Origin of the sequence: Caballeronia sp. SL2Y3, assembly GCF_022879575.1 — a bacterium.
In the GTDB taxonomy this organism is placed as follows: Bacteria; Pseudomonadota; Gammaproteobacteria; order Burkholderiales; family Burkholderiaceae; genus Caballeronia.
In genome coordinates, this window is record NZ_CP084261.1 from 836163 (window position 1) to 855528 (window position 19366).

Consider the following 19366-nt stretch of genomic DNA (forward strand, 5'->3'; position numbering starts at 1 on the left):
GACGAAATATTTTCGGCGACGCATGTCCATTGCGCCGTAAAACGTTTATTGGTAGCCCACAGTAGCCGGCTGGCTTTCGCCGCCGCGCATCCTTTCGCCGTTAAGCACGCCCGATCGAGTTCCGCAGTCTCCCGACAAGGAGCCACGCATGAACGCATACGGACGCCGTGACGCCGCGCCCTGTCTGAACGCGCCCTGCGCCTCCGAGGCGCACTCAATGGTGCGCGGCCGCGCCGCCGCGCTCTGCGCCTGACTGGCCGCGCGAAGAAGCCGCGGACCGCGACCGAGCGACCAGCGCGATGCCGTCCCGCCCCGCCACCCTTCCGAGCGTCGTCCGGCGCATGACGGCCGGGCGCAGACTGCTGGAAGGCGCATCGGTGGAGACGGTCGCCGACGAATTGCATCTGTCGGTGCAGACAGTGCGCCGCTACCGGGCCATCGTGTCGGACGGCGGGCTCGATGCGCTCGCAAAAATGGGCGTCGGCGGGCGCACGTCCGTGCTGGATCGCGCAGCGCTCGACTGGATCGCGGCCGCGTTGCAGAATTCGCCGCGCAAACACGGCTTTCCGAGCGACGCGTGGACCAATGCGCGGCTGCGCGAACTGATCGAGCGGCGCTTCGGCGTGCGCTTCTCGCGCGTGTATGTCTGGCAAATCGCGACGAATCTGGGTCTCGCGCACCGGCTGTCGAAGTCCCGTAGATAGTTCGGTTTGCTTATTATATGACGATGACTAAGCGCGCAGCCGCAAGAGGAACGGCAGCAGCCGGCGCATCGGAGTGGTCGATGTCTCTCCCGTGAAGCGCGCGGATCAGTACGTCGCGCGTCCGCCCGACAGGTCGAACACCGCGCCCGTGCTGAACGCGCAGTCCTCGGACGAGAGCCACAGAATGAGCGACGCCGCTTCTTCCGGCATGAGGAAGCGGTTCATCGGTATCTTGGAGAGCATGTAGTCGATGTGCTGCTGCGACATCGAATCGAAGATTTCGGTTTTCGCGGCGGCGGGCGTGACTGCATTCACGAGAATGTTCTTGCCCGCCAGCTCCTTGCCGAGCGACTTCGTGAGCCCGATCAGTCCGGCCTTCGACGCGCTGTAGTGCGAGGCGTTCGGATTGCCTTCCTTGCCCGCGATCGAGGCGACATTGACGATGCGGCCATAGCCGTTTTTCAGCATGTGCGGCACGACGGCGCGGCAGGTGAGATACGGCCCGATCAGATTCACGTCGATCACGCGGCGCCACACGTCCGGCGCCAGTTCCCACGTCGAACCATTGCCGCCGGTGATGCCCGCGTTGTTCACCAGCACGTCGATCTTGCCGTGCGCGGCGAGCGTCGATTGCACGGCGGCATCGACGGACGCTTCATCGGTCAGTTCGACGACCGACTCGCTGACGGTGCGCGCTTCGTGCTTGGACGCGAGTTCGGCGCGCGTGCGCTGAAGCCGCTCGGCGTCGACATCCCACAGCGCGACGTTCGCGCCCGAAGCCAGCGCCCGCTCCGCGACCGCGAGGCCGATGCCTCGCGCGCCGCCGGTGATGACCACGGTGCGTTCCGCCAGATCAATCCGATTCATGCCTTGTCTCCCGTTGTGTTGTCGATAGCACTATAGTCGGCCAGCGATAACGGAACAATCCGAATGGGCGATCGTTCGATAACGAAACCGGATCGCGCGCGTGCGGGCGTCAGTCGCAGTGAGAATCCCGCCGCCGCGTCTCGGAACGCACCGGGGCGGGCGCCTTCTGGCTGCTGCCGCGACGAAACACCTTTTCCGCATACAGGGCGAAGGCGAAAAGCGCGGCGACTCCGACCGGACAAAGCAACAAGGCAGCGACGAACATGATGAGATCCCTCGAACTAAGTGCGAAGCAGTTTATCCAGTGAACGTGGGTGAACTGAACACGAAACTGAAGCATTCGCCGTTTAGTATCTTGAAACGCGTTTTCGAACTCGGACGATGGAATTGGCTTTTCGCGCCACCCGCCGGCTAGCAGGCACATAGGTTGCTAAATGCTCTGCACCGTCGACCGACCAGGCGCGCGCCGCGCGCACCGACGACCACTTATCCAACAAAAAAAGCATGTTCACACCGAAGCCTTGTACCGCTACTTGCGTTCTCGACGGAATGCCCGTCACCCTCACCTACTACCCCGACACCACGCTGTTGCGCATCACCGACGCGACTGGCCGCTGCGTGCGGGAAACGCGCTGGCCGGCGCCGTGGCGCACGCTGCTCGCGACGCTGCGTGAATTCAGCGGCCGCGAGACCGAGGGCCAGCTCTCCACGCTGCTCGACGAAATCCCCGCCGAAGCCGCGTTCGCGTGAAGACGCCTTCAACGACTACTCACCCAAGCGAGATTTGGTCTCGCTCAACGCTGCATAAGAAGAGGAAATAATGGCAACTGGCACTGTGAAATGGTTCAACGACACGAAGGGCTTCGGGTTCATCAAGCCGGACGACGGCAGCCCTGACGTGTTCGCGCATTTCTCGGAAATCCGGGCGGACGGCTACAAGTCGCTGCAAGAAAATCAGAAGGTGCTGTTCGAGGTGCGCCAGGGTCCCAAGGGCCTGCAAGCCGCGAACATCCAGCCGCAATAAGCGCGAGTTCGGACGCGAAAGCCGTGAAGCCGTCGCATCGGCTTCACGGCTATTTTCTTTGGACCATCAGACCCGTTCGAACACAACCGCCGCCGGCCGCAGCGCCAGCCAGTAGATCAGGAAGCGGCCCGCGAAGATTCCCGCGACCACGCCCGAAATCAGCGCATTGAGCACGGCCCATGTCGACTCGACGCCAGCGCCCGTCGCCAGTTCGAAGCCGATGAAGAATTTCGACGCGAATGTCGCGAGGATGAGCAGCATCGGCACGACAGAGCCCGGCACGGTGACGGTGCGCCGCACGCGGTCCACGGCGATGGAGCTGCTCTTCGCCAGCATCGCGCCGATGCCGCTGCCGATTGCCCCGCCGATCAGCCACGTCGCCGCCGGTTCCCAGCCGGCGTCCGGCCCCGTGACGACATGCAGCACGCCCCACGCAGCGAAGATCGCCGGCACGACTGCGAGCTTCGAGAGCGGCGCCGTGCCGCCTTTCATCGCTTTGAGGCCGCGCGAAACGAGCACCGCCAACAACACCCAAACCCACGCCGGCGTACCGGCCATGACAGTTTGCAAGGACATGATCGTTCTCCGTTGAACCCTTCGAAAGTCACAAGATAAATCTTTACGGTGGAAACATTCTGTCTCCGAGCGACAGCCGCGTCAACCAATTTTTACATTGTAAAGATTGATCGACCGGCGAGTTTTCATTCCTATGCTGAACATTGGCGGCTGCTTCATCGTTTCGTTTTCGAGCACGCCGACCGCTGCCCTTTACAATGGGCGGTTCGCTGCGCGTTCGCAGCTTTTCCCGCATCCGCCTGGCAGCATGGTCTCTGAAACCTCTTCACTGGAATCGCTCGCCGTCGCCGAGCGCGTGCGCGAGCTGATGAGCCGTCACGGCATCGGCAAGCGTCAGCAGACGGCTGAACTGTGCCGCATCCTCGACCTGAGCTTTTCGCAAGGGCACCGCAAGCTGCGCGGCAATAGCCCGTGGACGCTCGCGCAAATTCGCCGCGTCGCGGACGCCTTCGACGAGCCCGCGCTCCAGCTTTTCGACAGCATCGATACGCGCCCCGACGACACCGAAGGCACCGCGCACGACGCCGTGTTGAAGCTCGGCTCGGTCGAGATTCCATGCACCGCGTGGATCGGCGATGCACTGGACGCGGGCAGCCGGCCCGATTTCATTGCGCAGAAAGTGAACGGCCGCTGGATCGTCACCCGCCACGAGGGCGTGCTGTTGCAGCAGGCCAGCGACGTCCACAAGATCGAGATCCAGCCGCGCCGCGCGGACACGGAGAAGCCCGTGATCGCGGTCGTCGACGACGATCACGCGTCGGCCGACAATCTGCACGACTATCTGGAGATGACCGGCTTCACCGCGATGGCCTTCTACGGCCTCGACGCGTTTCTGGAGGCGCTGCAGTCGCAGGTCTTCGACGCCGTGGTGATCGACTGGCTGTTCGGCGCGCACACGTCGGCGGGCGCGATACAGGCGGTGCGCGAGTCCGACAACCCGGACGCGCCGATCTTCGTGCTCACCGGCGAACTCACGACCGGCAAGGCGAGCGAATCGGAAATCAGCCAGATCATTCGCGATTACAACGTCGCGTGCTTCGAGAAGCCGGCGCGGCTCGGCATTCTGGTGGCCGACTTGTCGAAGCGGCTGTTGCGGAGCTAAGCCTCAGGCAGCGCGCCGCCGCGCCGTCGCCGCGCGATGCACGGCTGCCTTCAGCACCTCGAAGCGCACCGGCTTCAGCAGATAGTCGAAGAAAAGCACCGTCGCCGTCGGATCGACGAGTTCGGGCACGTACGCGCTCACCGCGATGATCGGCACGCTCGCGCCCGGCGCGATCCGCGAGCGGTATTCGTTGGCGAACGAGTAGCCGTCCTTGCCCGGCATGTGCAGATCGAGCAGGATCACGTCCGCGTCGTTGGCGCGCAGCCACGCGAGCGCGCTGTCGACGTCCGGCATGCCCACGGCCCAGTAGCCCAGGAGCGTCAGCATCTCGATCAGCGAGTCGCGGATCGACTCGTGATCGTCTATCACCAGCACGCGCGACTTGCGCAAGCCGGACGCTTCGGCGTCGTCGTCGCGGCGCTCGGGCATCGCGTCGACGGACGCCGCCGGCAAGCTCACGCGAAACGCCGCGCCCTGACCGACTTCGCTCGACACGTCGATGGTGCCGCCGAGCAGATCGACCAACCCGCGCACGACCGCGAGCCCCATGCCCGCGCCGTCGAAACGCCGCGTGCTGGACGAATCGAGCTGAGTGAATTCCTCGAAGATGAGCGGCAGTTGTTCCCGCGCGATGCCCGGCCCCGTGTCGGTCACGGTGATATCGAGACGCGCCTTGTCGCGCACGAAGCGAACGTCGATGGACCCGGCGTCCGTGTATTTGATCGCGTTGGTGACGAGATTCGTGACGATCTGGCGCACGCGATGCGGGTCCGATTCCAGCAGCCCGCGCGCGCCGCTGTATTCGCCGCGCAACTCAAGGCCCTTTGCGGACGCGGCGGGCAGGTTTGCATCGACGATGGAATCGAGCAGTTCGGCGGGATCGAACGCGGCGAGGCGCAGTTCGAGCTTCCCGGCGCCGAGGCGCGCGTAGTCGGTCAGGTCGCGCATCTGCGCTTCGAGATGACGCGCGCCGGTTTCCAGCCGCTGAATGATCTTGCGATCCGCCTCGCCGCGCAGATTCAGCCCGAGCAGTTCGATCGAAGAGACGATCGCGTGCAGCGGCGTGCGCAGTTCGTGGCTGATCATGCCGAGGAACGTGTCTTTCGCGACAGCCGTTTCGCGCGCCGCCCGGGTCGCCAGATGCTCGGCTGAGAGCGCGGCGCGTTGCTGCTCGATCAGGCGCGAGCGCCGATAGCCGTTGAGCAATAGCAGCGATGTCGCCGCCGCCGATAGCAAGCCGAGCAGAATGCCGCCATAAAGCAGATAGCGGCGCTTGGCCTCGAAGTCATGTACGACGTTCTCGCGCTCAGCGGCGTCCATCAGCCGCCTGCCGGTGGCCAATTCCGCGACGGCGGGGGCGTTTTGCCGCAGCACGCCGAGGACCCGCAGCGCGCGGCTTTGCCTGACCGTCAGCCGGTTGACGTCGCCTTCGATGGAATCGAGCGCCGTATGCAGCTGGCGCAAGATTTCCTGCTGCCGGTTGTGCATGGCGTCGTGGCCTTCGGGCGTGCGCGTGGCGTCGGACACGATGTCGAGCCGCGCCCGCAGCCGGGCATAGGCATCGCGGACCGCGCCGGCATCTTCGTCGATGCCGCTGCGAAACAGCAGCACCTGGCTCTCGAACCGTTCGTAGGCAATCTGAAACTGCGCGGCATCCCAATACAAGCCTTCGTAGGGCACCACCATGCCGTGCGGCTGCCGGGCGAGCAGGCCGGAGTACAGCATGTAGCCGACTGCCCCGAGCGGCGGCGCGACCGCGAGCGCGATCAGCGCCGCGTACCAAAGGCGGCGCAGCCACGGACGCCGGTTCTGCGTGAATGGCATGAGACGACTGCGGCGCGGCCTAGCGCAACGCTTCCATCGCGTGCGTCGCGCGTTCGGAGGCGACCACGATGAGCTTCATCGTCGCCCGCGTCGCGCCGACGAACACTTTGCGCGCGGCCTGATCGTCGAGCGTGTCGAAGTCGACTTCGGTCAGGATCACGCACGGCGCGGATTGCCCCTTGAAGCGATAGATCGACTCCAGCAGTACGTCGCCCTCGCGATATTCAGGATTGCCGAAGAGATCGTACGTTCCGGTAAAGGCGCGCAGCCGGTGCGGCCCGAGATGATCGACGGCCGTGAGCGCCGAACCCTCGCGCCCGCGAAACGACAGCACCGCGATGTCCTGCTTGCGAAAGCCGAGTGAGAGCGCATGCGTGATGGCGCGCTTCGTGGCTTCGATGACTTCGTCCGGATGGCCGTCCTCATAGGTCGAGACGGTCACGTCCGAGCCGTCGAACGGACTGCCCGCATCGAGCCGCACGTCCGGCCCGACGATCTTGCGGATAAAGCCGAGCAAGTCGCGCGGACTGCGATAGTTGGTGGTTTCGCGCAGAATGGTCCAGCCGGGCAGCGGCACCGGCTCGCGCAGATAGAGGTTCTGCATCGGATCTTCGAGCCACCACCACGCCGCATCGGGCTTGAGCAGCCGTTCGAGCGCCTCGACCCACGCGGCCTGAAAATCCTGGCCTTCGTCGACGATCAGCACGTCCGTCTTCCAGTGCTCCGGCACGGGCACGGCGGCGAACCGTTCTTCGAGCGTCGCGAAGACGTTGGGCTGGCTGAAATCCGGCGGGCTGCCCGCATCGCGCGCAACGGCTGCGCTCAGTTGATGATAGTTCGCGATCTTCGCGTCTTTCGGCGCGATGGCGCGAATATGGTCCGCGAGCGGCCGGTTGAAGCAGACATACAGCACGCTCTTGCCGGCGGCCAGCGCGTCGCGCATCACGCGCACGGCGAGCTGCGTCTTGCCCGCGCCCGCCGTCGCGATCACGCGCAGGCGGAACGGCTCGAATTCGAGGCGCCGCGCCCACGTCGCGAGTCCGCCCGACAGCCGCGTGACGAGCGTGTTCGCCGCGCCGACGAGCGCGTTCGTGTCCGGCGTGAGCGAGAGTTCATCGGCGAGAAAGTGGTGGATGCGCGCGGCGGCTTCGAAGCGCGGCTCGTCGGGCGGCAGGATCTCCAGCACGACGCGCGCAAGCTGCGCCTTACGGCTTGCATCGACGATACGGCCCGGCGGCACGCCCGCGATAGCCGCGTCTTTCACGGTGTAGTCGGGGCAATACAGCAGTTCCTCGATGCGATACGTCCCCGCGCCGAACGCCACCGTGAAGCGCCGGTGCAGGTTTTCCAGCGTGCGCGCAAGCTGGATGGCGACATTGCGCTCCTTTTGCAGATAGACCTTGACGAGCCCGGCGCCGGTTTCGCGCAGGAAGCCGGCCTTCATCTCGATCATCAGCACGCGTCCCGACGGCGCGACCACGACGAAATCCGCCTCGCCGAAAACCGAGAAGCCTTCGTTGATGCGCGTCCAGTGGACGCCGTGATAAACCGTGTAGTCGTCGGGCAGCTTTTCGAGTTGCGCGAGCGTCTCCAGTTCGCGCGCCGCGGCGCCGGTCGCTTCGAGGTTCTTCCAGTCGTCGGGAACGATTCGGGCCATGCGTTGCCTTTGAGCGTGAGGGACTTGCGAAGAAACGCGCGGCTAGGAAGCGGCGCTTGGTGCGCCTCATTGTACGCAACGCGCGGGGCTTTTCTGGGCGAGCGCCTAGCCCGCGTAGTCGTATCGCCCGCCGCGCTCCAACGCGCGCCGATAAGCCGGCCGCGCGTGAATGCGTTCGAGAAACGCGCGGATATGCGGCCAATCCTTCGCGCCCGCGCGCTGGCTGCCGGCTTCGAGCGGGAAGCTCATCTGGACGTCAGCGGCGCTGAAGGTATCGCCCGCGAACCACGGCGACTTCGCGAGTTCGCTTTCGATATAGCCGAAATGCAGCTTCAGTTGCGGGTCGATGAAACCGCGCTGCAACGTCTCGCCGATGCGCCGCGCAATGGGCCTCGCGAAAAACGGCATTTTCGCCTTGCCAATTCGCGACGCCACGAGCTTGAGCAAGAGCGGCGGCATGGCCGAGCCTTCCGCATAATGCATCCAGTAGTTGTAGCGCACGCGCTGAGGCGCCGCCCCGTGCGGCGGCGCGAATCGCCCGTCGCCGTAGCGGTCAACGAGATATTCGATGATCGCTCCCGACTCCGCGACGACGAGCGCGCCGTCCGTGACGACCGGCGACTTGCCGAGCGGATGCACGGCGCGCAGTTCGGGGGGCGCGAGCATGGTCTGCGGATCGCGCTCGTAGCGCCTGATCTCGTAGGGGACGCCGAGTTCTTCGAGCATCCACAGCACGCGCTGCGACCGGGAGTTGTTCAGGTGATGGACGGTGAGCATGTCTTCTTGTTGTGCTGCACGGTACGCGTCTTGCAGGCGACGAATGGCGCGCAGCAGCGCTGACTATTCCGACAAGTAAAAGGAGAACCCGATGACCCTGATCATCTATCTCGTGGGCTGGCTCATTCTGATCGGCGGCGTGTCGTGGGCGCTCGTCGCCATGCACGTGGCGCAACATACCATCGCCATCGTGGCCGTCATTCTGCTGGGAATCGCGGTCATCACGGGCGCCACGCGGGCGCGCAACCGCGACCGTTCGTAGCGTCCTGCAAGGCGAGCGCCGCGCCGTATCGCGCGCGGCGCTTCCTGTCTCAGGTCACGACACGCGCATTGAGCGCGTCCTGAATCAGCGTGACGAGTTCGTCCGGGTGCGCGGGCTTGGTCATGAAGTGCTGAAAGCCCTCGCCGATGCTGCGTAATCGGTATTCGTCGCCGTCGTGCCCGGTGAGCGCGATGGCGACCGAAGGCGGCAGATTCCCGCGTATTTCGTGGTCGCGCAAACGTTGGATAAGATAGAAACCGTCCATTCCAGGAAGGTCGAGATCGCAGATCACCGCATCGGGAAGCACACGGGTCGCGGTTTCCGCGCCGTCTTCGGCGTCAGCCACGGCGACGACTTGCGCGCCCTCTTCTTCCAGCAGCATCTGCAGTGATTCCCTGCTTTCGGGATCGTCTTCGATGAGTACGATCCGCGCATGCCCCAGTCTTGCCACTTCGTTCATCATGTTCTTTTCAACTGCCTAAAACGGAATTCTCGCGCACGGTCTCCACGGCTCGCCGCTTCACTACCTCTGCCGACCGTCGCGCGCTTGCGTGGCGATTGACAGAAAATCGCGGCGGGAATTCCGGACGCACCGTATTTTTCGCCGCGCGTGCGCCGGTGCTGAACGTCTCGCGGTGTCCGGGCACCCGCCGGCGGGAAACTGCCCGGCCGCCGTGTCCCGGCATTTCTTATCGAGCAAAAAACGGACCGACGTGCGTTTTAGCCCCGTGGGACGGCGCATTGCGCGCATTTCGGAAGGATCGGCGTGCACCGTTACGGCACATCCGCTGGTAATTCCGTCACGCGCCGCGCCGGTTCTACCGTCAGACATTCGCATACTGCTCGACGCGCGGCGCGTTTGCCTGCACTAAAGCGCGGTATTCCGTCGGCGTGATGCCTACTGTCGCCTTGAACTGGCGCGTAAAGGCGCTGTGGTCCGTGTAGCCGCAGAGCGCGGCGACATCCGTCACCTTGTCGTGCGTCACCAGGAGCGCGGTGGCGGCATCCAGCCGTGTCTTGAGCAGCACTTGCCGCGGCGTCAGATGGAAGACCTTATGGAAGTACCGTTCAAGCTGCGCGATGGACATGTCGGCCATTTTCGCAAGGTCGCGCATATTGAGCGGCTGCACGTAATTTTCCTGAATGTGCTGGACGACGGCCGCGAGCCGGCTATACGCGGGATGCGTGCTTTCGGCCGCCTGCAAGTCGCGCGAAATACCGGCCAGCCCGACGATACGTCCCTCTGCATCGTGCAGCGGCTGCTTGCAGGTCATGCACCAGCCGGGCTCGCGTCCGGGATAAAGATGCAGCTCCAGTTGATCGATCAGTTGCACGCCCTGCGCGATGATCGCCTGATCCTGCGCCGTGTAGATCCGCCCGAAGCGGCGCGGAAACACGTCTTCTGCCGTCTTGCCGATGAGCGCGGTCTTGTCGTCCTTGTGGCCGCAGCGCCGCGCGAGCGTGCTGTTGACCATGGCGTAGCGCGCTTCGCGGTCTTTCACGAAGAACACGATGTCGGGCATGGCGTCGAACACCGGCGCGAGCAGCGCGAAGTGCGCGAGCATGTCCTGCAAGGCGGACGCTCGGGGCGACGCGATGTCCTCGAACGCGCGAGGCGAGGCGCTGCCGGCAAGGGGTGCGGTCGTGCTCATCGGTGCGTTCGGGCGCTCAAGTCGGAATGGCGCCGATTATAGAGGCGCGAAAACGACGCCAATATTGGCGCTCTCCCCACTAGGTTTTCGGTGACGCGGCTCCAAAGATGCGCTAGAGCGAGCGCCTTTGTTCCCCTCTTGCGGTCTCCCGCGCCTGCTCCCGTGCCTCGGCCACCGCATGCCGCGACGGCATCCCTCGTCGCCTTGGTGAAGTGCTAAAGGACTGAGCGCACTGGAAATTTTCACGCGCGCCAGCGTCAAGCGCGGCCTCAGGCCCACGCTTTGCGGAAAGTCAAGTGTTTCGGTGACTATGTGCGCTAGCAGGCGGTCTCAATCGCCGCGATCCGGCCTAATGATGAAAGCAGCAGGCGCACGCACGGGTCACCGTTCGGCCAGCCTGCCCTCCGGGGAAGGTCCCAAGGTCCGTTGAGAACCAAGCAAAAAGGGATTGCCATGACCAAGCACATCAACAAACATTCCGTACCGCGCCGCGAGGCTTTTCGTTGCAGCGGCCAGCAACTCGACGCCATCATGCGGTTCGCCGAAGAGCGCAAGCTCGACGAACGCCCGCTGCAATGGGTCGTCGCGCAATACTGCCGGGCTCGCGTAAAAGCCGCCTGACGGCCCTGCCTACTACTGCCCCGATAGCACGCGCTGCTTGAGCACCCAGATTGCCGTCGGCACTGCGTAATACGCGCTCACGTTGCCCGTGACCAGCTTGCCCGTGAGCTGAACGCGCGCATTTTCGCCGGGCTCCGCGTCGATGATCTGCACTGCCGACACATTCGACTGCTGCCGTCCGCCCTGCCCGCCGCCCGCGTTGACGACGCAGACCGGACTCGCCAGCGACAGCACCCACGCCGGCTTTGCTGCCGCGTCGGTCTGATGCGTGGCCTGGCGCGTCACCGTGCCTTCCAGCGTGACGATATCGCCGTCGGCGTAACACTGCGCCGCCCGCGCCGGTCCCGCTCCCGCTGCGCACAGCACGAAGATCCACGCGCACGCTTTCGCCGTCATTCGGGCCTCGCGAAGGGCGCGCCGCTGGCGGCACGCGGATTCTGGAAAGAGGTAGACACTTTAGGCGATCCACGTTGGGGTCGCAACCCGCCCGAATTCGCGCGAGAGCTTCTGCGACCGTCCACCCGTACGGGAACACCCGTTGCTCCTTTCATATTACGATCAACACACGCGCATGTATCGCCAAGGCGCCGTCGTCGATCACCGGTCAGCGACGCCCGCCCGCGACAACGGCGCGAACAGGCGGCCTGCGCATCCGCGGGCCGACGGAGGGCGACGATGCATCAGACGGCAAACCAGACGAATCAGGTAATCGTAGGCGTGTTCGACTCGTATCGCGACGGACATGAGGCGCTGCGCGCGCTCCAGACGGCGGGACTTTCGCGCGACGACGCGCATTTGTATCGCGCGGGCCACGGCGACACGCAACTCGAGGCTCTTGCAATGCCATCGCACGAAGAAGACGAGGCCGAGTACGTCGCGCATGGCGAACATCAGGGCGTGGTCGGCGCGCACAACCGCTTCGCGCCGCGCGAGCCGCTGGCGCCGCGGCCGCCCGCGCCCGTCGTAGTCAGCGAGGATTGCCGCGAGCGCACGCTCCTGATCATCAGACTGACCGACGATATCAAACCGGGCGCGATCGGCGACATGCTGCACGAGCACGGCGCGGTTGCCGTCAAGGACCCGGCCGGTCACTGGCGTTTTTCTCCCTACAGAGACCACGCCCGCGCCTGAAACGCGGCGTTCGTGGCTCTAATGCATGCGCCGGTGCGCGGTCTCGACGCCAGGCGCGCCGGCTTCGCCGGATGACGTCGAATCGGGGTCGGCCTCATCGGCCTCATCGGCCTCATCGGCCTCTTCCTCCTCCGCTTCCTGCTGTGCGAGACGCACCGCCTCCTGTGCCGCCGCCGCGCGTAGCGCACGGCATTGCGCCGAACGCCGCAGGGTTGCCAGCAGACGCACCATTTCCCTCGGTCTGGCTCTCATCGTGGTCTCCCCGCCGCAGCGTTGAGAAATTACTTTAAGTGTAGGCGGCAATCCGTGGACGGCAAAGCATTCCGCGCAAAATAATCGCGTGCCGCGTTCAGCTTTTCTCAAGGCGCAGGCGATCGCAAAATCAATCCGGGTGAACCGTCCAGTACATTTTTTAGTGCCGTGACCTCTGCACAACAACCGCTCGCGGAACCTGACTGTCGCCTTGCCAGCTTCTGTCGACGTACGCAGAATGGAAGCAACGGCTTAAAAGCGCCGTCTAATTCTCGGATGACCAACCGGCGAACACTCGATGGCGACCTTAGAGGGCAAAGCACGGTACGCGGTGGCTGCGGACAACGCCGGTGCCGGCATCGCGGTCATGATTCTGACCACGGCCGCCTTCGCCGCGAGCGATTCCACGGTCAAGCTGATCGGCGCTGCGGTCCCGGTCATCGCGCTACTGTGGGTGCGCTATCTGTTCCAGATGATCGTGCTTGGCGTCTGGCAGGCGCGACGCGGCGCGTTCGGCATCTTTCGCACCTTCCAGACCGGCAATCTCAAACTGCAAATCGTCCGCGCGCTGCTGCTGCTGACGAACTCGGCATGCACGTTCGCCGCCCTTCGCTACTTGCCGCTTCCCGTCACGACTTCCCTTGCGATGCTCGCGCCGCTGATCTCGACGCTGCTCGCCGCGCTCGTGCTGAAGGACCACGTTTCGCGCGGCAAATGGGCGATGGTCGTGCTCGGTTTCGTCGGCATGTTGTTGATCGTGCGACCCGGCGGTAGCGATTTCACCTGGTCGGTGATCTTGCCGATCGGTTCGGCCACGAGCTTCGCGTGCTTTCAGGTGGTATCGAGCCACCTCTCGCGCGTGGACGACGCGATCACAACCAACTTTCTGACCGCGCTCGTCGCGACGGTCGTCCTGTGCGCGCTCGTCTGGGCCGATCAGGCGCAGCTGCTGCCTGAACTCGCGCGCGTCGGCGCCGTCAGCTGGCTGCTCGTCGCATTCATGGCGACGATGGCCACCGGCGGTCAATTGCTGATGCTTCAGGCGTTACGCCGCGCGCCGCTCGCCGTGCTCATGCCGTTCTCGTACGCGCAGCTCGCGTTCGCATCGTGCTTTAGCTGGCTGCTGTTCGGACAGGCGCCGGACGCGTGGATGACGGCCGGCATGTGCGTGATCGCCGCGAGCGGAATCGGCACGGTGCTGATGCACGGGCGCAAATAAGCGGCGAGTCGACGTGCGCCGAGTTATTTAGAAACGCTTCAGGCCGCGTGCGTCTGGCCGGTGCAAAGCCAATGCACATCGACATCGAGCGCATGAGCGATGCGGTTGAACGCGTGAAGCGGCGGCACGGTAATGCCGCGCCGCCAGAACTGCACGTCGTGTTCGCTCGCATCGACCCATTTGGCCGCTTTGGCGGAGCTTACGTTGGCGCGTTGCATCGCGCGGTCCAGGCGTGCGGCCATTGCGCGCCGCAGGGTGTTGTCTTCGTGACTACGTTCTAGGTGTCCGATGGTTTGGGTATGTCGGCCCATGTTGCTTCAACTCTCTCGTATTATATTTTCGCCGTTCAGCGCCGGCTGATATTCGCGCAGGTCGGAATCATACGAAGTCACGGTGACGGCTCAGTGACAAGCGATTCTTCGCTGCGTGCTCACTGCAAAACGCAAGGCCGAATTCTTTCAAGCGGCAAGGGGAAGCGTCAAGTGGGAAAACAACGCATCGGCACGTGAGCGCGTTGGTGTTTACCCTTTGCCGATACAAAGGAGCGTTCACCATTAATACGGACGATCGTGCAATTAATCGCGCGTGGAATTACGTCACTGTTTAATACAGACTAATCCAGCAGGCGAATAAGCGATTATGTCGATGCCTGACGATGGCAATTGACAGGCATTATCTTTTCTCTAGAATAAGTCGTTCGCTGCGCTGCACAATCACGCGTAACCGAAGCAACTTCTAATGGAGTCCAGCATGAGCAGTCTTGCGCCAGAAACCTTTATCGCGACCCAGCGGGCCGGCTTGGATGCCACCTTCGGATTCGCCACTCAGGCGGTTCAGGGCTTCGAAAAACTGATCGACCTGAACGTCCGCACCTTGCGGACCGCTCTGTCGGAGCAGCAGGAATTCATCGGCAAGAGCTTCTTCGTCCGCGATATTCAGGAGTTCTTCGCCGTTCAGAACGCCCGCATGCAAGCGAACGCGCAGCGCGCGCAAGCCTATTGGCAGGACGTCAACGAAATCGCTACCGGCGTGCGTGGCGCCTACGTGCAAGCGGCACAAGACCAGTTGGAGAAGTCGCAGCGCAACGCGCAGGCGTTCGTCGAGAGCTTCGTTACGAGCGCGCCGCTCGGCAGCGAGGCGGTCGTGTCGGCGTGGAAATCCGTCATCGACTCCGCCACGCAGTCGGCGAATTCGGCCTACGAAGCGGCGCGCACCTCGACGCGTCAGGTCGTGGAAGCCGCGCAGACCGAGGCGAGCGCAACCGCGACCGCCAGCTTGCCGACGCCGCCCGCCGTGCGCGTCGTGTCCAACAAGCCGGCCGGCACGAAGAAGTAAGTATCGCGCTCCGCTTCGCGCGCTAGCGGGAAAAGGCCGTGAGCACGAGTTTGTGTGAACGGCCGATCCAGACCGCCGAATCGCGATGGTCCCGCAGATCGTCGCCTGTATTAGGATGCATGAACACACCGAGTTCGCCGTGATTCAGCGCGAGCCATTCGAGCATCGCCGTCAGTCGCTCGCTGCCGAAACCGAGCTGAAACGACCATAGCGGATGAGGTCCCACCGGACGTTCGTGAAAGCGGCCGAGCGTCAGCGCGCCGCTTTCAATGTCGCCAGCGAACCGCTCCGCGATCACCTGCCGAAGCTGCCATGCGGCGTCGCGGCTAGCGGCGTCGAAATAGACATGCGCATGCCAGCCTGAGACCGCGCGCGCGTTGTCGTGTCCCATCGTTCGATTTATCCGTGGCGAGTCGAGAGACGTCCGATTCTAATACGCGCCGCCGCCGCTGCTGCTTCCACTCGACGAGCGGTTGTACGACGCGCCGCCGCCGTCTGTCTGACAACCGGCAAGCGCCGCAGTAACCAGCGCCAAAGCGACCACCACGATTCTTGCGAGCTTCATGAGATGCCTCCGTTCGTTGGACGGCGGCCACGATCGACGCCGCATCCACTAAACGCGCCGCCGAAGCCGGTTATTCCGCGTGCTAGACTACTGTACATGCGTACAGTTTCCGAGCCCGCCTACACCGTCGCCGTGCGCGCGCTCTGCGAGTTCACCGCGAAGCAAGGCGACCTCGACCTGCGTTTCACCCCGACGCCCACGGCGCAAGAAGGCGTAGCGGGCCACATCACCGTCACGAACCGCCGCGCGGCGGGCTATCAGAAGGAAATCGCGCTGTCCGAAGACTACGGCCAGCTGCGCGTGCGCGGCCGGGCGGATGGCTACGATCCCGCGCTGAACCGGCTCGAAGAAATCAAGACGCATCGCGGCAAGCTAGATTCGATGCCGCAGAATCATCGGCATCTGCATTGGGCGCAGGCGCGCGTCTACGGGCATCTCATGTGTCGCAAGCTCGGGCTCGACAGCATCGAAATCGCGCTCGTGTATTTCGATATCGTCGATCAGACGGAGACCGTGCTCACGGAGACTCAAACCGCCGAAGCGCTCAAAGACCATTTCGACGCCCAATGCCAGCGGTTCATCGCGTGGGCAGAGCAGGAAGTGCAGCATCGGGCGGCGCGGGATGCGGCGCTTTCCGAGCTCGTCTTTCCGCACGGCGCGTTCCGCCCCGGACAGCGGGCGCTCGCCGAAGCGGTGTATCGCGCGGCGGTGTCCGGCCGATGCGTCGTCGCCGAAGCGCCGACGGGCATCGGCAAGACGATCGGCACGCTCTTTCCGCTGCTCAAGGCGTGGCCCGCGCAGCAACTCGACAAGATCTACTTTCTGACCGCGAAAAGCGCGGGCCGCCAGCTGGCGCTCGACGGGCTCTCGACGCTTGCCGCGTCTGCGCCGAAGTCGCTGCGCGTCGTCGAACTCGTGGCGCGCGACAAGGCGTGCGAGCATCCGGACCGCTCGTGTCACGGCGAGTCGTGTCCGCTGGCGCGCGGCTTCTACGATCGCCTGCCGGCTGCCCGCGCCGCCGCGCTGCAACGAGGACATCTGGATCGCGCGACCGTGGCGGATGCGGCGCGCGAGCACGCCGTCTGTCCGTACTATCTGAGCCAGGAATTGACGCGCTGGGCGGATGTCGTCGTCGGCGACTACAACTATTACTTCGACACGAGCGCCGTGCTCTTCGCGCTCGCGGAGGCGAATCGCTGGCGCGTGGCCGTACTCGTCGACGAAGCGCATAACCTCGTCGAACGGGCGCGCGGCATGTATTCGGCGTCGCTCGATCAGGCCGCGTTCAACGCGATGCGCCGCAGCGCGCCGCCTTTTTTCAAGCGGATGCTGGCGCGCGTCGGCCGCAGTCTCAGCGACGCGAGCCGCGATCAGCTGGCGGCCGGCATCGACTACGCGGCGGACGACGAGCCGCCCGCAGCGCTCCTGAGCGCGCTCGGACAGGCGATCTCGGCGCTCACCGAAACGATGGCCGAGCAGCCGGACGCTTTCACGTCCGAGGTGCTGCGCTTCTATTTCGACGCGCTGCACTTCACGCGCATCGCCGAGCGTTTCGGCGCGCATTCGATCTTCGACATCACGCTGTCCGGCAAAGGCCGCGCGGTGTTCTGCCTGCGCAACGTCATTCCCGGCCCGCATCTCGCGCCGCGCTTCGCCCGCGCCCATAGCGTCGCGCTCTTTTCGGCGACGCTCACGCCCGCGCATTACTACGCCGACACGCTGGGCCTGCCCGCGACGACCGTGCGCATCGACGTCGAATCGCCGTTCACGGCCGATCAACTCGATGTGCGCGCCGTCGCCGACGTATCGACGCGCTTTCGCGACCGCGAACGCTCCGTCGACCGCATCGCGGACCTCATCGCCGCCCAATACGTCCGCGCGCCGGGCAACTATCTGAGCTTCTTCAGCAGCTTCGACTATCTCGCGCAAGTGGCGTCGGCGCTCGAACGGCGTCATCCATCGATTACGTGCTGGCAACAGTCGCGCGGGATGAGCGAGGCCGACCAGCACGCGTTCCTCGCCCGCTTCGAACCGGACGGGCGCGGCATCGGCTTCGCGGTGCTCGGCGGCGCGTTCGGCGAGGCGATCGATCTGCCGGGAACGCGGCTCATCGGCGCATTTGTCGCGACGCTAGGGCTGCCGCAACTGAACGTGGTCAACGAGCAACTGAAGGCGCGCATGCACGCCGCATTCGGCGATGGCTACGCCTACGCCTATCTTTTTCCCGGCCTACAGAAGGTCGTGCAGGCGGCCGGGCGCGTGATTCGCGGCCCGCAAGACCGCGGCGTGCTGTATCTGATCGACGACCGTTTCGCCCGCGCCGACGTGCGGCGCCTTCTGCCGGCGTGGTGGGACGTCAAACTGCTGCGCGAGCGGAACGAGAGCGGCACGAGAGTGGGCATCGCTCTTGCTGGTTGACGGCACCCCATGAGCCTGCGGCTGTCCGAAGCCCGGGCCACACATAAGGAGAAGCCGATGTCCACCGCACAAGAACCGCTCGACGCGCTCAAGATTCTCGAAGAAGACCATCGCGCAGTCGAACAGTTGTTCGAAGCCTTCGACCGCGCGCCGAAAGACGATCTCGAACGCAAGTCGACGCTGGTTCAGCGCGCCTGCGAACTGCTGACGATTCACGCGATCGTCGAGGAAGAACTGCTCTATCCGGCCGCACGCGAAGCCTTCGGCAGCGACGAAGAGAAGATCGACGTCGAGGAAGCCTACGTCGAGCACTATCTCGTCAAGACGCTGATCGAGAAGTTCACGCAACTGAAGGCCGGCGACGAAGGCTTCGACGCGACCTTCCGCGTGCTGAAGGAAAACGTGATGCATCACGTCGAAGAAGAGGAGTCGGAGCTCTTCAAGGAAATCCGCAAGACGAAGCTGGACGTCGGGGCGCTCGGCCAGAAGATCGAGGCGCGCAAGACGGAACTGCAGAACCGCATCACCGAAGTGGCGACGCCGCGCTGAATGGCGCAGCAAGACCCGGAGTGTGCGGGCGGCGCGCGAGGCGCACAGTGGGACGTGGCACACGCACATCCGGAGTCACTGCATGAAGGCGATGGACAGCGCGCTCGCGACCGATGCGAGCGCGGACATTCCCGGGCGCATCGACGCGCTCGACTGGAACGATCTCGGCACGCAACTCGACTGCCAAGGCTCGGCCATTGCGCCGGGCCTTTTTTCGCGCGAGGAATGCGCGGCGCTCGCCGCGCTGTACGACGACGACACGCGCTTTCGCAGCCGGGTGGTGATGGAACGGCACAGCTTCGGTCGCGGCGAGTACAAGTACTTCGCGTATCCGTTGCCCGACGTGCTCGATGCCGTGCGCGGCGCGGCCTACCGGCATCTGGCGCCGATCGCGAATCGCTGGAACGAGGTCATGCGCATCGAGACGCGCTATCCGGACGAACATGCGGCGTTCATCGAGCGATGCCATCGCGCGGGCCAGACGCGCCCGACGCCGCTTCTGCTTCGATACGTGCCCGGCGACTACAACTGCCTGCATCAGGACCTATACGGCGAGCATGTCTTCCCGATCCAGATGGCGATTCTGCTGTCCGCGCCCGGACGCGACTTCACCGGCGGCGAGTTCGTGATGACGGAACAGCGGCCGCGCATGCAGTCGCGCGTGGAAGTGGTGCCGCTCGCGCAAGGCGATGCGGTGTTCTTCGCCGTGCATCAACGGCCGGTGAACGGTACGCGCGGCTCTTATCGCGTGAACATGCGGCATGGCGTGAGCCGCCTGCGGTCAGGCAAGCGCCACATGCTGGGCGTGATCTTTCACGACGCGCGCTGAGG

The 19366-nt window shown here is 64.5% G+C and carries 25 protein-coding genes; 12 read left to right on the plus strand and 13 right to left on the minus strand.

All coding sequences use genetic code 11. The features are described 5' to 3' along the window. Window positions 1–299: 299 nt before the first annotated feature. On the plus strand, window positions 300–704 hold the full coding sequence (locus tag LDZ26_RS17170; RefSeq protein ID WP_175941921.1) for a helix-turn-helix domain-containing protein: 405 nt from the start codon (window positions 300–302) through the stop codon (window positions 702–704). Window positions 705–809: 105 nt separating this feature from the next. Here the strand turns inward: LDZ26_RS17170 and LDZ26_RS17175 are convergent, their stop codons facing one another. Together LDZ26_RS17175 and LDZ26_RS17180 are read right to left on the minus strand one after the other, a co-directional pair. Further along, on the minus strand, window positions 810–1571 hold the full coding sequence (locus LDZ26_RS17175) for an SDR family NAD(P)-dependent oxidoreductase (protein WP_244849366.1): 762 nt from the start codon (window positions 1569–1571) through the stop codon (window positions 810–812). 109 nt (window positions 1572–1680) lie between these two features. Further along, window positions 1681–1836: a hypothetical protein gene (locus tag LDZ26_RS17180; RefSeq protein ID WP_244849367.1), complete on the minus strand. Its 156-nt coding sequence runs from the start codon at window positions 1834–1836 to the stop codon at window positions 1681–1683. 239 nt (window positions 1837–2075) lie between these two features. Here LDZ26_RS17180 and LDZ26_RS17185 point away from each other — a divergent pair, with 239 nt between their 5' ends. Both LDZ26_RS17185 and LDZ26_RS17190 read left to right on the plus strand, forming a co-directional pair. Beyond that, entirely contained in the window at window positions 2076–2321 is a 246-nt protein-coding gene (locus LDZ26_RS17185) for a hypothetical protein (RefSeq protein ID WP_244849368.1), read from the plus strand. A 70-nt stretch (window positions 2322–2391) separates the two neighbouring features. Continuing rightward, a complete protein-coding gene (locus LDZ26_RS17190) occupies window positions 2392–2595 on the plus strand; it encodes a cold-shock protein (RefSeq protein WP_175941946.1) in 204 nt (67 codons plus the stop codon). 66 nt (window positions 2596–2661) lie between these two features. Here the strand turns inward: LDZ26_RS17190 and LDZ26_RS17195 are convergent, their stop codons facing one another. Continuing rightward, the gene (locus tag LDZ26_RS17195) at window positions 2662–3171 is read right to left on the minus strand and encodes a DUF6622 family protein (protein ID WP_244849369.1); all 510 of its coding nucleotides are present in this window, start codon (window positions 3169–3171) and stop codon (window positions 2662–2664) included. 247 nt (window positions 3172–3418) lie between these two features. On the opposite strand from LDZ26_RS17195, the gene LDZ26_RS17200 reads away from it, so the two are divergent. Beyond that, window positions 3419–4273, plus strand: coding sequence for a helix-turn-helix domain-containing protein (locus LDZ26_RS17200; RefSeq protein ID WP_244849370.1), 855 nt, complete (start codon window positions 3419–3421; stop codon window positions 4271–4273). 3 nt (window positions 4274–4276) lie between these two features. On the opposite strand, the gene LDZ26_RS17205 is transcribed toward LDZ26_RS17200, so the two are convergent. From LDZ26_RS17205 to LDZ26_RS17215, 3 genes are all read right to left on the minus strand, one after another. After that, the gene (locus LDZ26_RS17205; RefSeq protein ID WP_244849371.1) at window positions 4277–6097 is read right to left on the minus strand and encodes an ATP-binding protein; all 1821 of its coding nucleotides are present in this window, start codon (window positions 6095–6097) and stop codon (window positions 4277–4279) included. 19 nt (window positions 6098–6116) lie between these two features. Next, window positions 6117–7754, minus strand: a complete 1638-nt coding sequence (locus LDZ26_RS17210) for an ATP-binding domain-containing protein (protein WP_244849372.1) — start codon at window positions 7752–7754, stop codon at window positions 6117–6119. A 105-nt stretch (window positions 7755–7859) separates the two neighbouring features. Next, a complete protein-coding gene (locus tag LDZ26_RS17215; protein ID WP_244849373.1) occupies window positions 7860–8531 on the minus strand; it encodes a glutathione S-transferase family protein in 672 nt (223 codons plus the stop codon). A gap of 91 nt (window positions 8532–8622) precedes the next feature. Here LDZ26_RS17215 and LDZ26_RS17220 point away from each other — a divergent pair, with 91 nt between their 5' ends. Then, window positions 8623–8793, plus strand: coding sequence for a hypothetical protein (locus LDZ26_RS17220; protein WP_175941955.1), 171 nt, complete (start codon window positions 8623–8625; stop codon window positions 8791–8793). Between the two features lie 49 nt (window positions 8794–8842). Here LDZ26_RS17220 and LDZ26_RS17225 read toward each other — a convergent pair whose 3' ends face one another. Both LDZ26_RS17225 and LDZ26_RS17230 read right to left on the minus strand, forming a co-directional pair. Continuing rightward, window positions 8843–9256, minus strand: coding sequence for a response regulator (locus tag LDZ26_RS17225; protein ID WP_175941956.1), 414 nt, complete (start codon window positions 9254–9256; stop codon window positions 8843–8845). Between the two features lie 361 nt (window positions 9257–9617). Further along, window positions 9618–10358, minus strand: a complete 741-nt coding sequence (locus tag LDZ26_RS17230; RefSeq protein WP_244850279.1) for an AraC family transcriptional regulator — start codon at window positions 10356–10358, stop codon at window positions 9618–9620. Window positions 10359–10898: 540 nt separating this feature from the next. On the opposite strand from LDZ26_RS17230, the gene LDZ26_RS17235 reads away from it, so the two are divergent. After that, the gene (locus LDZ26_RS17235) at window positions 10899–11066 is read left to right on the plus strand and encodes a hypothetical protein (RefSeq protein ID WP_244849374.1); all 168 of its coding nucleotides are present in this window, start codon (window positions 10899–10901) and stop codon (window positions 11064–11066) included. 12 nt (window positions 11067–11078) lie between these two features. On the opposite strand, the gene LDZ26_RS17240 is transcribed toward LDZ26_RS17235, so the two are convergent. Next, window positions 11079–11462: a hypothetical protein gene (locus LDZ26_RS17240; RefSeq protein ID WP_244849375.1), complete on the minus strand. Its 384-nt coding sequence runs from the start codon at window positions 11460–11462 to the stop codon at window positions 11079–11081. Between the two features lie 279 nt (window positions 11463–11741). Here LDZ26_RS17240 and LDZ26_RS17245 point away from each other — a divergent pair, with 279 nt between their 5' ends. Beyond that, window positions 11742–12197, plus strand: a complete 456-nt coding sequence (locus LDZ26_RS17245; protein ID WP_244849376.1) for a hypothetical protein — start codon at window positions 11742–11744, stop codon at window positions 12195–12197. An 18-nt stretch (window positions 12198–12215) separates the two neighbouring features. Here LDZ26_RS17245 and LDZ26_RS17250 read toward each other — a convergent pair whose 3' ends face one another. Beyond that, the gene (locus LDZ26_RS17250) at window positions 12216–12428 is read right to left on the minus strand and encodes a hypothetical protein (protein ID WP_244849377.1); all 213 of its coding nucleotides are present in this window, start codon (window positions 12426–12428) and stop codon (window positions 12216–12218) included. Window positions 12429–12747: 319 nt separating this feature from the next. Here LDZ26_RS17250 and LDZ26_RS17255 point away from each other — a divergent pair, with 319 nt between their 5' ends. Next, complete coding sequence (locus LDZ26_RS17255) at window positions 12748–13668, plus strand: DMT family transporter (protein WP_244849378.1); 921 nt, start codon at window positions 12748–12750, stop codon at window positions 13666–13668. Between the two features lie 38 nt (window positions 13669–13706). Here LDZ26_RS17255 and LDZ26_RS17260 read toward each other — a convergent pair whose 3' ends face one another. Then, on the minus strand, window positions 13707–13886 hold the full coding sequence (locus LDZ26_RS17260; protein ID WP_244849379.1) for an XRE family transcriptional regulator: 180 nt from the start codon (window positions 13884–13886) through the stop codon (window positions 13707–13709). Window positions 13887–14418: 532 nt separating this feature from the next. Between LDZ26_RS17260 and LDZ26_RS17265 the strand changes: the two genes are divergently transcribed. Continuing rightward, a complete protein-coding gene (locus tag LDZ26_RS17265) occupies window positions 14419–15003 on the plus strand; it encodes a phasin family protein (protein WP_244849380.1) in 585 nt (194 codons plus the stop codon). Window positions 15004–15025: 22 nt separating this feature from the next. On the opposite strand, the gene LDZ26_RS17270 is transcribed toward LDZ26_RS17265, so the two are convergent. Continuing rightward, complete coding sequence (locus LDZ26_RS17270; protein WP_244849381.1) at window positions 15026–15394, minus strand: DOPA 4,5-dioxygenase family protein; 369 nt, start codon at window positions 15392–15394, stop codon at window positions 15026–15028. Window positions 15395–15433: 39 nt separating this feature from the next. Further along, the gene (locus tag LDZ26_RS25555) at window positions 15434–15568 is read right to left on the minus strand and encodes a hypothetical protein (protein ID WP_255774964.1); all 135 of its coding nucleotides are present in this window, start codon (window positions 15566–15568) and stop codon (window positions 15434–15436) included. A 96-nt stretch (window positions 15569–15664) separates the two neighbouring features. On the opposite strand from LDZ26_RS25555, the gene LDZ26_RS17275 reads away from it, so the two are divergent. The 3 genes from LDZ26_RS17275 (at window position 15665) to LDZ26_RS17285 (ending at window position 19364) form a co-directional block, all read left to right on the plus strand. Then, window positions 15665–17986: an ATP-dependent DNA helicase gene (locus tag LDZ26_RS17275; protein ID WP_244849382.1), complete on the plus strand. Its 2322-nt coding sequence runs from the start codon at window positions 15665–15667 to the stop codon at window positions 17984–17986. 57 nt (window positions 17987–18043) lie between these two features. After that, window positions 18044–18535 carry a hemerythrin domain-containing protein gene (locus tag LDZ26_RS17280; protein WP_244849383.1) on the plus strand — a complete coding sequence of 164 codons (492 nt, stop codon included), beginning with the start codon at window positions 18044–18046 and terminating at the stop codon, window positions 18533–18535. Window positions 18536–18626: 91 nt separating this feature from the next. Then, complete coding sequence (locus LDZ26_RS17285) at window positions 18627–19364, plus strand: 2OG-Fe(II) oxygenase (protein WP_370650735.1); 738 nt, start codon at window positions 18627–18629, stop codon at window positions 19362–19364. Window positions 19365–19366: the final 2 nt, after the last annotated feature.

Excerpts from the sequence above, each read along its gene's own strand:
- LDZ26_RS17170 (WP_175941921.1), top strand. The coding sequence starts at position 300 with ATGCCGTCCCGCCCCGCCACCCTTCCGAGCGTCGTCCGGCGCATGACG.
- LDZ26_RS17175 (WP_244849366.1), bottom strand. The coding sequence starts at position 1,571 with ATGAATCGGATTGATCTGGCGGAACGCACCGTGGTCATCACCGGCGGC.
- LDZ26_RS17180 (WP_244849367.1), bottom strand. The coding sequence starts at position 1,836 with ATGTTCGTCGCTGCCTTGTTGCTTTGTCCGGTCGGAGTCGCCGCGCTT.
- LDZ26_RS17185 (WP_244849368.1), top strand. The coding sequence starts at position 2,076 with ATGTTCACACCGAAGCCTTGTACCGCTACTTGCGTTCTCGACGGAATG.
- LDZ26_RS17190 (WP_175941946.1), top strand. The coding sequence starts at position 2,392 with ATGGCAACTGGCACTGTGAAATGGTTCAACGACACGAAGGGCTTCGGG.
- LDZ26_RS17195 (WP_244849369.1), bottom strand. The coding sequence starts at position 3,171 with ATGTCCTTGCAAACTGTCATGGCCGGTACGCCGGCGTGGGTTTGGGTG.
- LDZ26_RS17200 (WP_244849370.1), top strand. The coding sequence starts at position 3,419 with ATGGTCTCTGAAACCTCTTCACTGGAATCGCTCGCCGTCGCCGAGCGC.
- LDZ26_RS17205 (WP_244849371.1), bottom strand. The coding sequence starts at position 6,097 with ATGCCATTCACGCAGAACCGGCGTCCGTGGCTGCGCCGCCTTTGGTAC.
- LDZ26_RS17210 (WP_244849372.1), bottom strand. The coding sequence starts at position 7,754 with ATGGCCCGAATCGTTCCCGACGACTGGAAGAACCTCGAAGCGACCGGC.
- LDZ26_RS17215 (WP_244849373.1), bottom strand. The coding sequence starts at position 8,531 with ATGCTCACCGTCCATCACCTGAACAACTCCCGGTCGCAGCGCGTGCTG.
- LDZ26_RS17220 (WP_175941955.1), top strand. The coding sequence starts at position 8,623 with ATGACCCTGATCATCTATCTCGTGGGCTGGCTCATTCTGATCGGCGGC.
- LDZ26_RS17225 (WP_175941956.1), bottom strand. The coding sequence starts at position 9,256 with ATGATGAACGAAGTGGCAAGACTGGGGCATGCGCGGATCGTACTCATC.
- LDZ26_RS17230 (WP_244850279.1), bottom strand. The coding sequence starts at position 10,358 with ATGCTCGCGCACTTCGCGCTGCTCGCGCCGGTGTTCGACGCCATGCCC.
- LDZ26_RS17235 (WP_244849374.1), top strand. The coding sequence starts at position 10,899 with ATGACCAAGCACATCAACAAACATTCCGTACCGCGCCGCGAGGCTTTT.
- LDZ26_RS17240 (WP_244849375.1), bottom strand. The coding sequence starts at position 11,462 with ATGACGGCGAAAGCGTGCGCGTGGATCTTCGTGCTGTGCGCAGCGGGA.
- LDZ26_RS17245 (WP_244849376.1), top strand. The coding sequence starts at position 11,742 with ATGCATCAGACGGCAAACCAGACGAATCAGGTAATCGTAGGCGTGTTC.
- LDZ26_RS17250 (WP_244849377.1), bottom strand. The coding sequence starts at position 12,428 with ATGGTGCGTCTGCTGGCAACCCTGCGGCGTTCGGCGCAATGCCGTGCG.
- LDZ26_RS17255 (WP_244849378.1), top strand. The coding sequence starts at position 12,748 with ATGGCGACCTTAGAGGGCAAAGCACGGTACGCGGTGGCTGCGGACAAC.
- LDZ26_RS17260 (WP_244849379.1), bottom strand. The coding sequence starts at position 13,886 with ATGCAACGCGCCAACGTAAGCTCCGCCAAAGCGGCCAAATGGGTCGAT.
- LDZ26_RS17265 (WP_244849380.1), top strand. The coding sequence starts at position 14,419 with ATGAGCAGTCTTGCGCCAGAAACCTTTATCGCGACCCAGCGGGCCGGC.
- LDZ26_RS17270 (WP_244849381.1), bottom strand. The coding sequence starts at position 15,394 with ATGGGACACGACAACGCGCGCGCGGTCTCAGGCTGGCATGCGCATGTC.
- LDZ26_RS25555 (WP_255774964.1), bottom strand. The coding sequence starts at position 15,568 with ATGAAGCTCGCAAGAATCGTGGTGGTCGCTTTGGCGCTGGTTACTGCG.
- LDZ26_RS17275 (WP_244849382.1), top strand. The coding sequence starts at position 15,665 with ATGCGTACAGTTTCCGAGCCCGCCTACACCGTCGCCGTGCGCGCGCTC.
- LDZ26_RS17280 (WP_244849383.1), top strand. The coding sequence starts at position 18,044 with ATGTCCACCGCACAAGAACCGCTCGACGCGCTCAAGATTCTCGAAGAA.
- LDZ26_RS17285 (WP_370650735.1), top strand. The coding sequence starts at position 18,627 with ATGGACAGCGCGCTCGCGACCGATGCGAGCGCGGACATTCCCGGGCGC.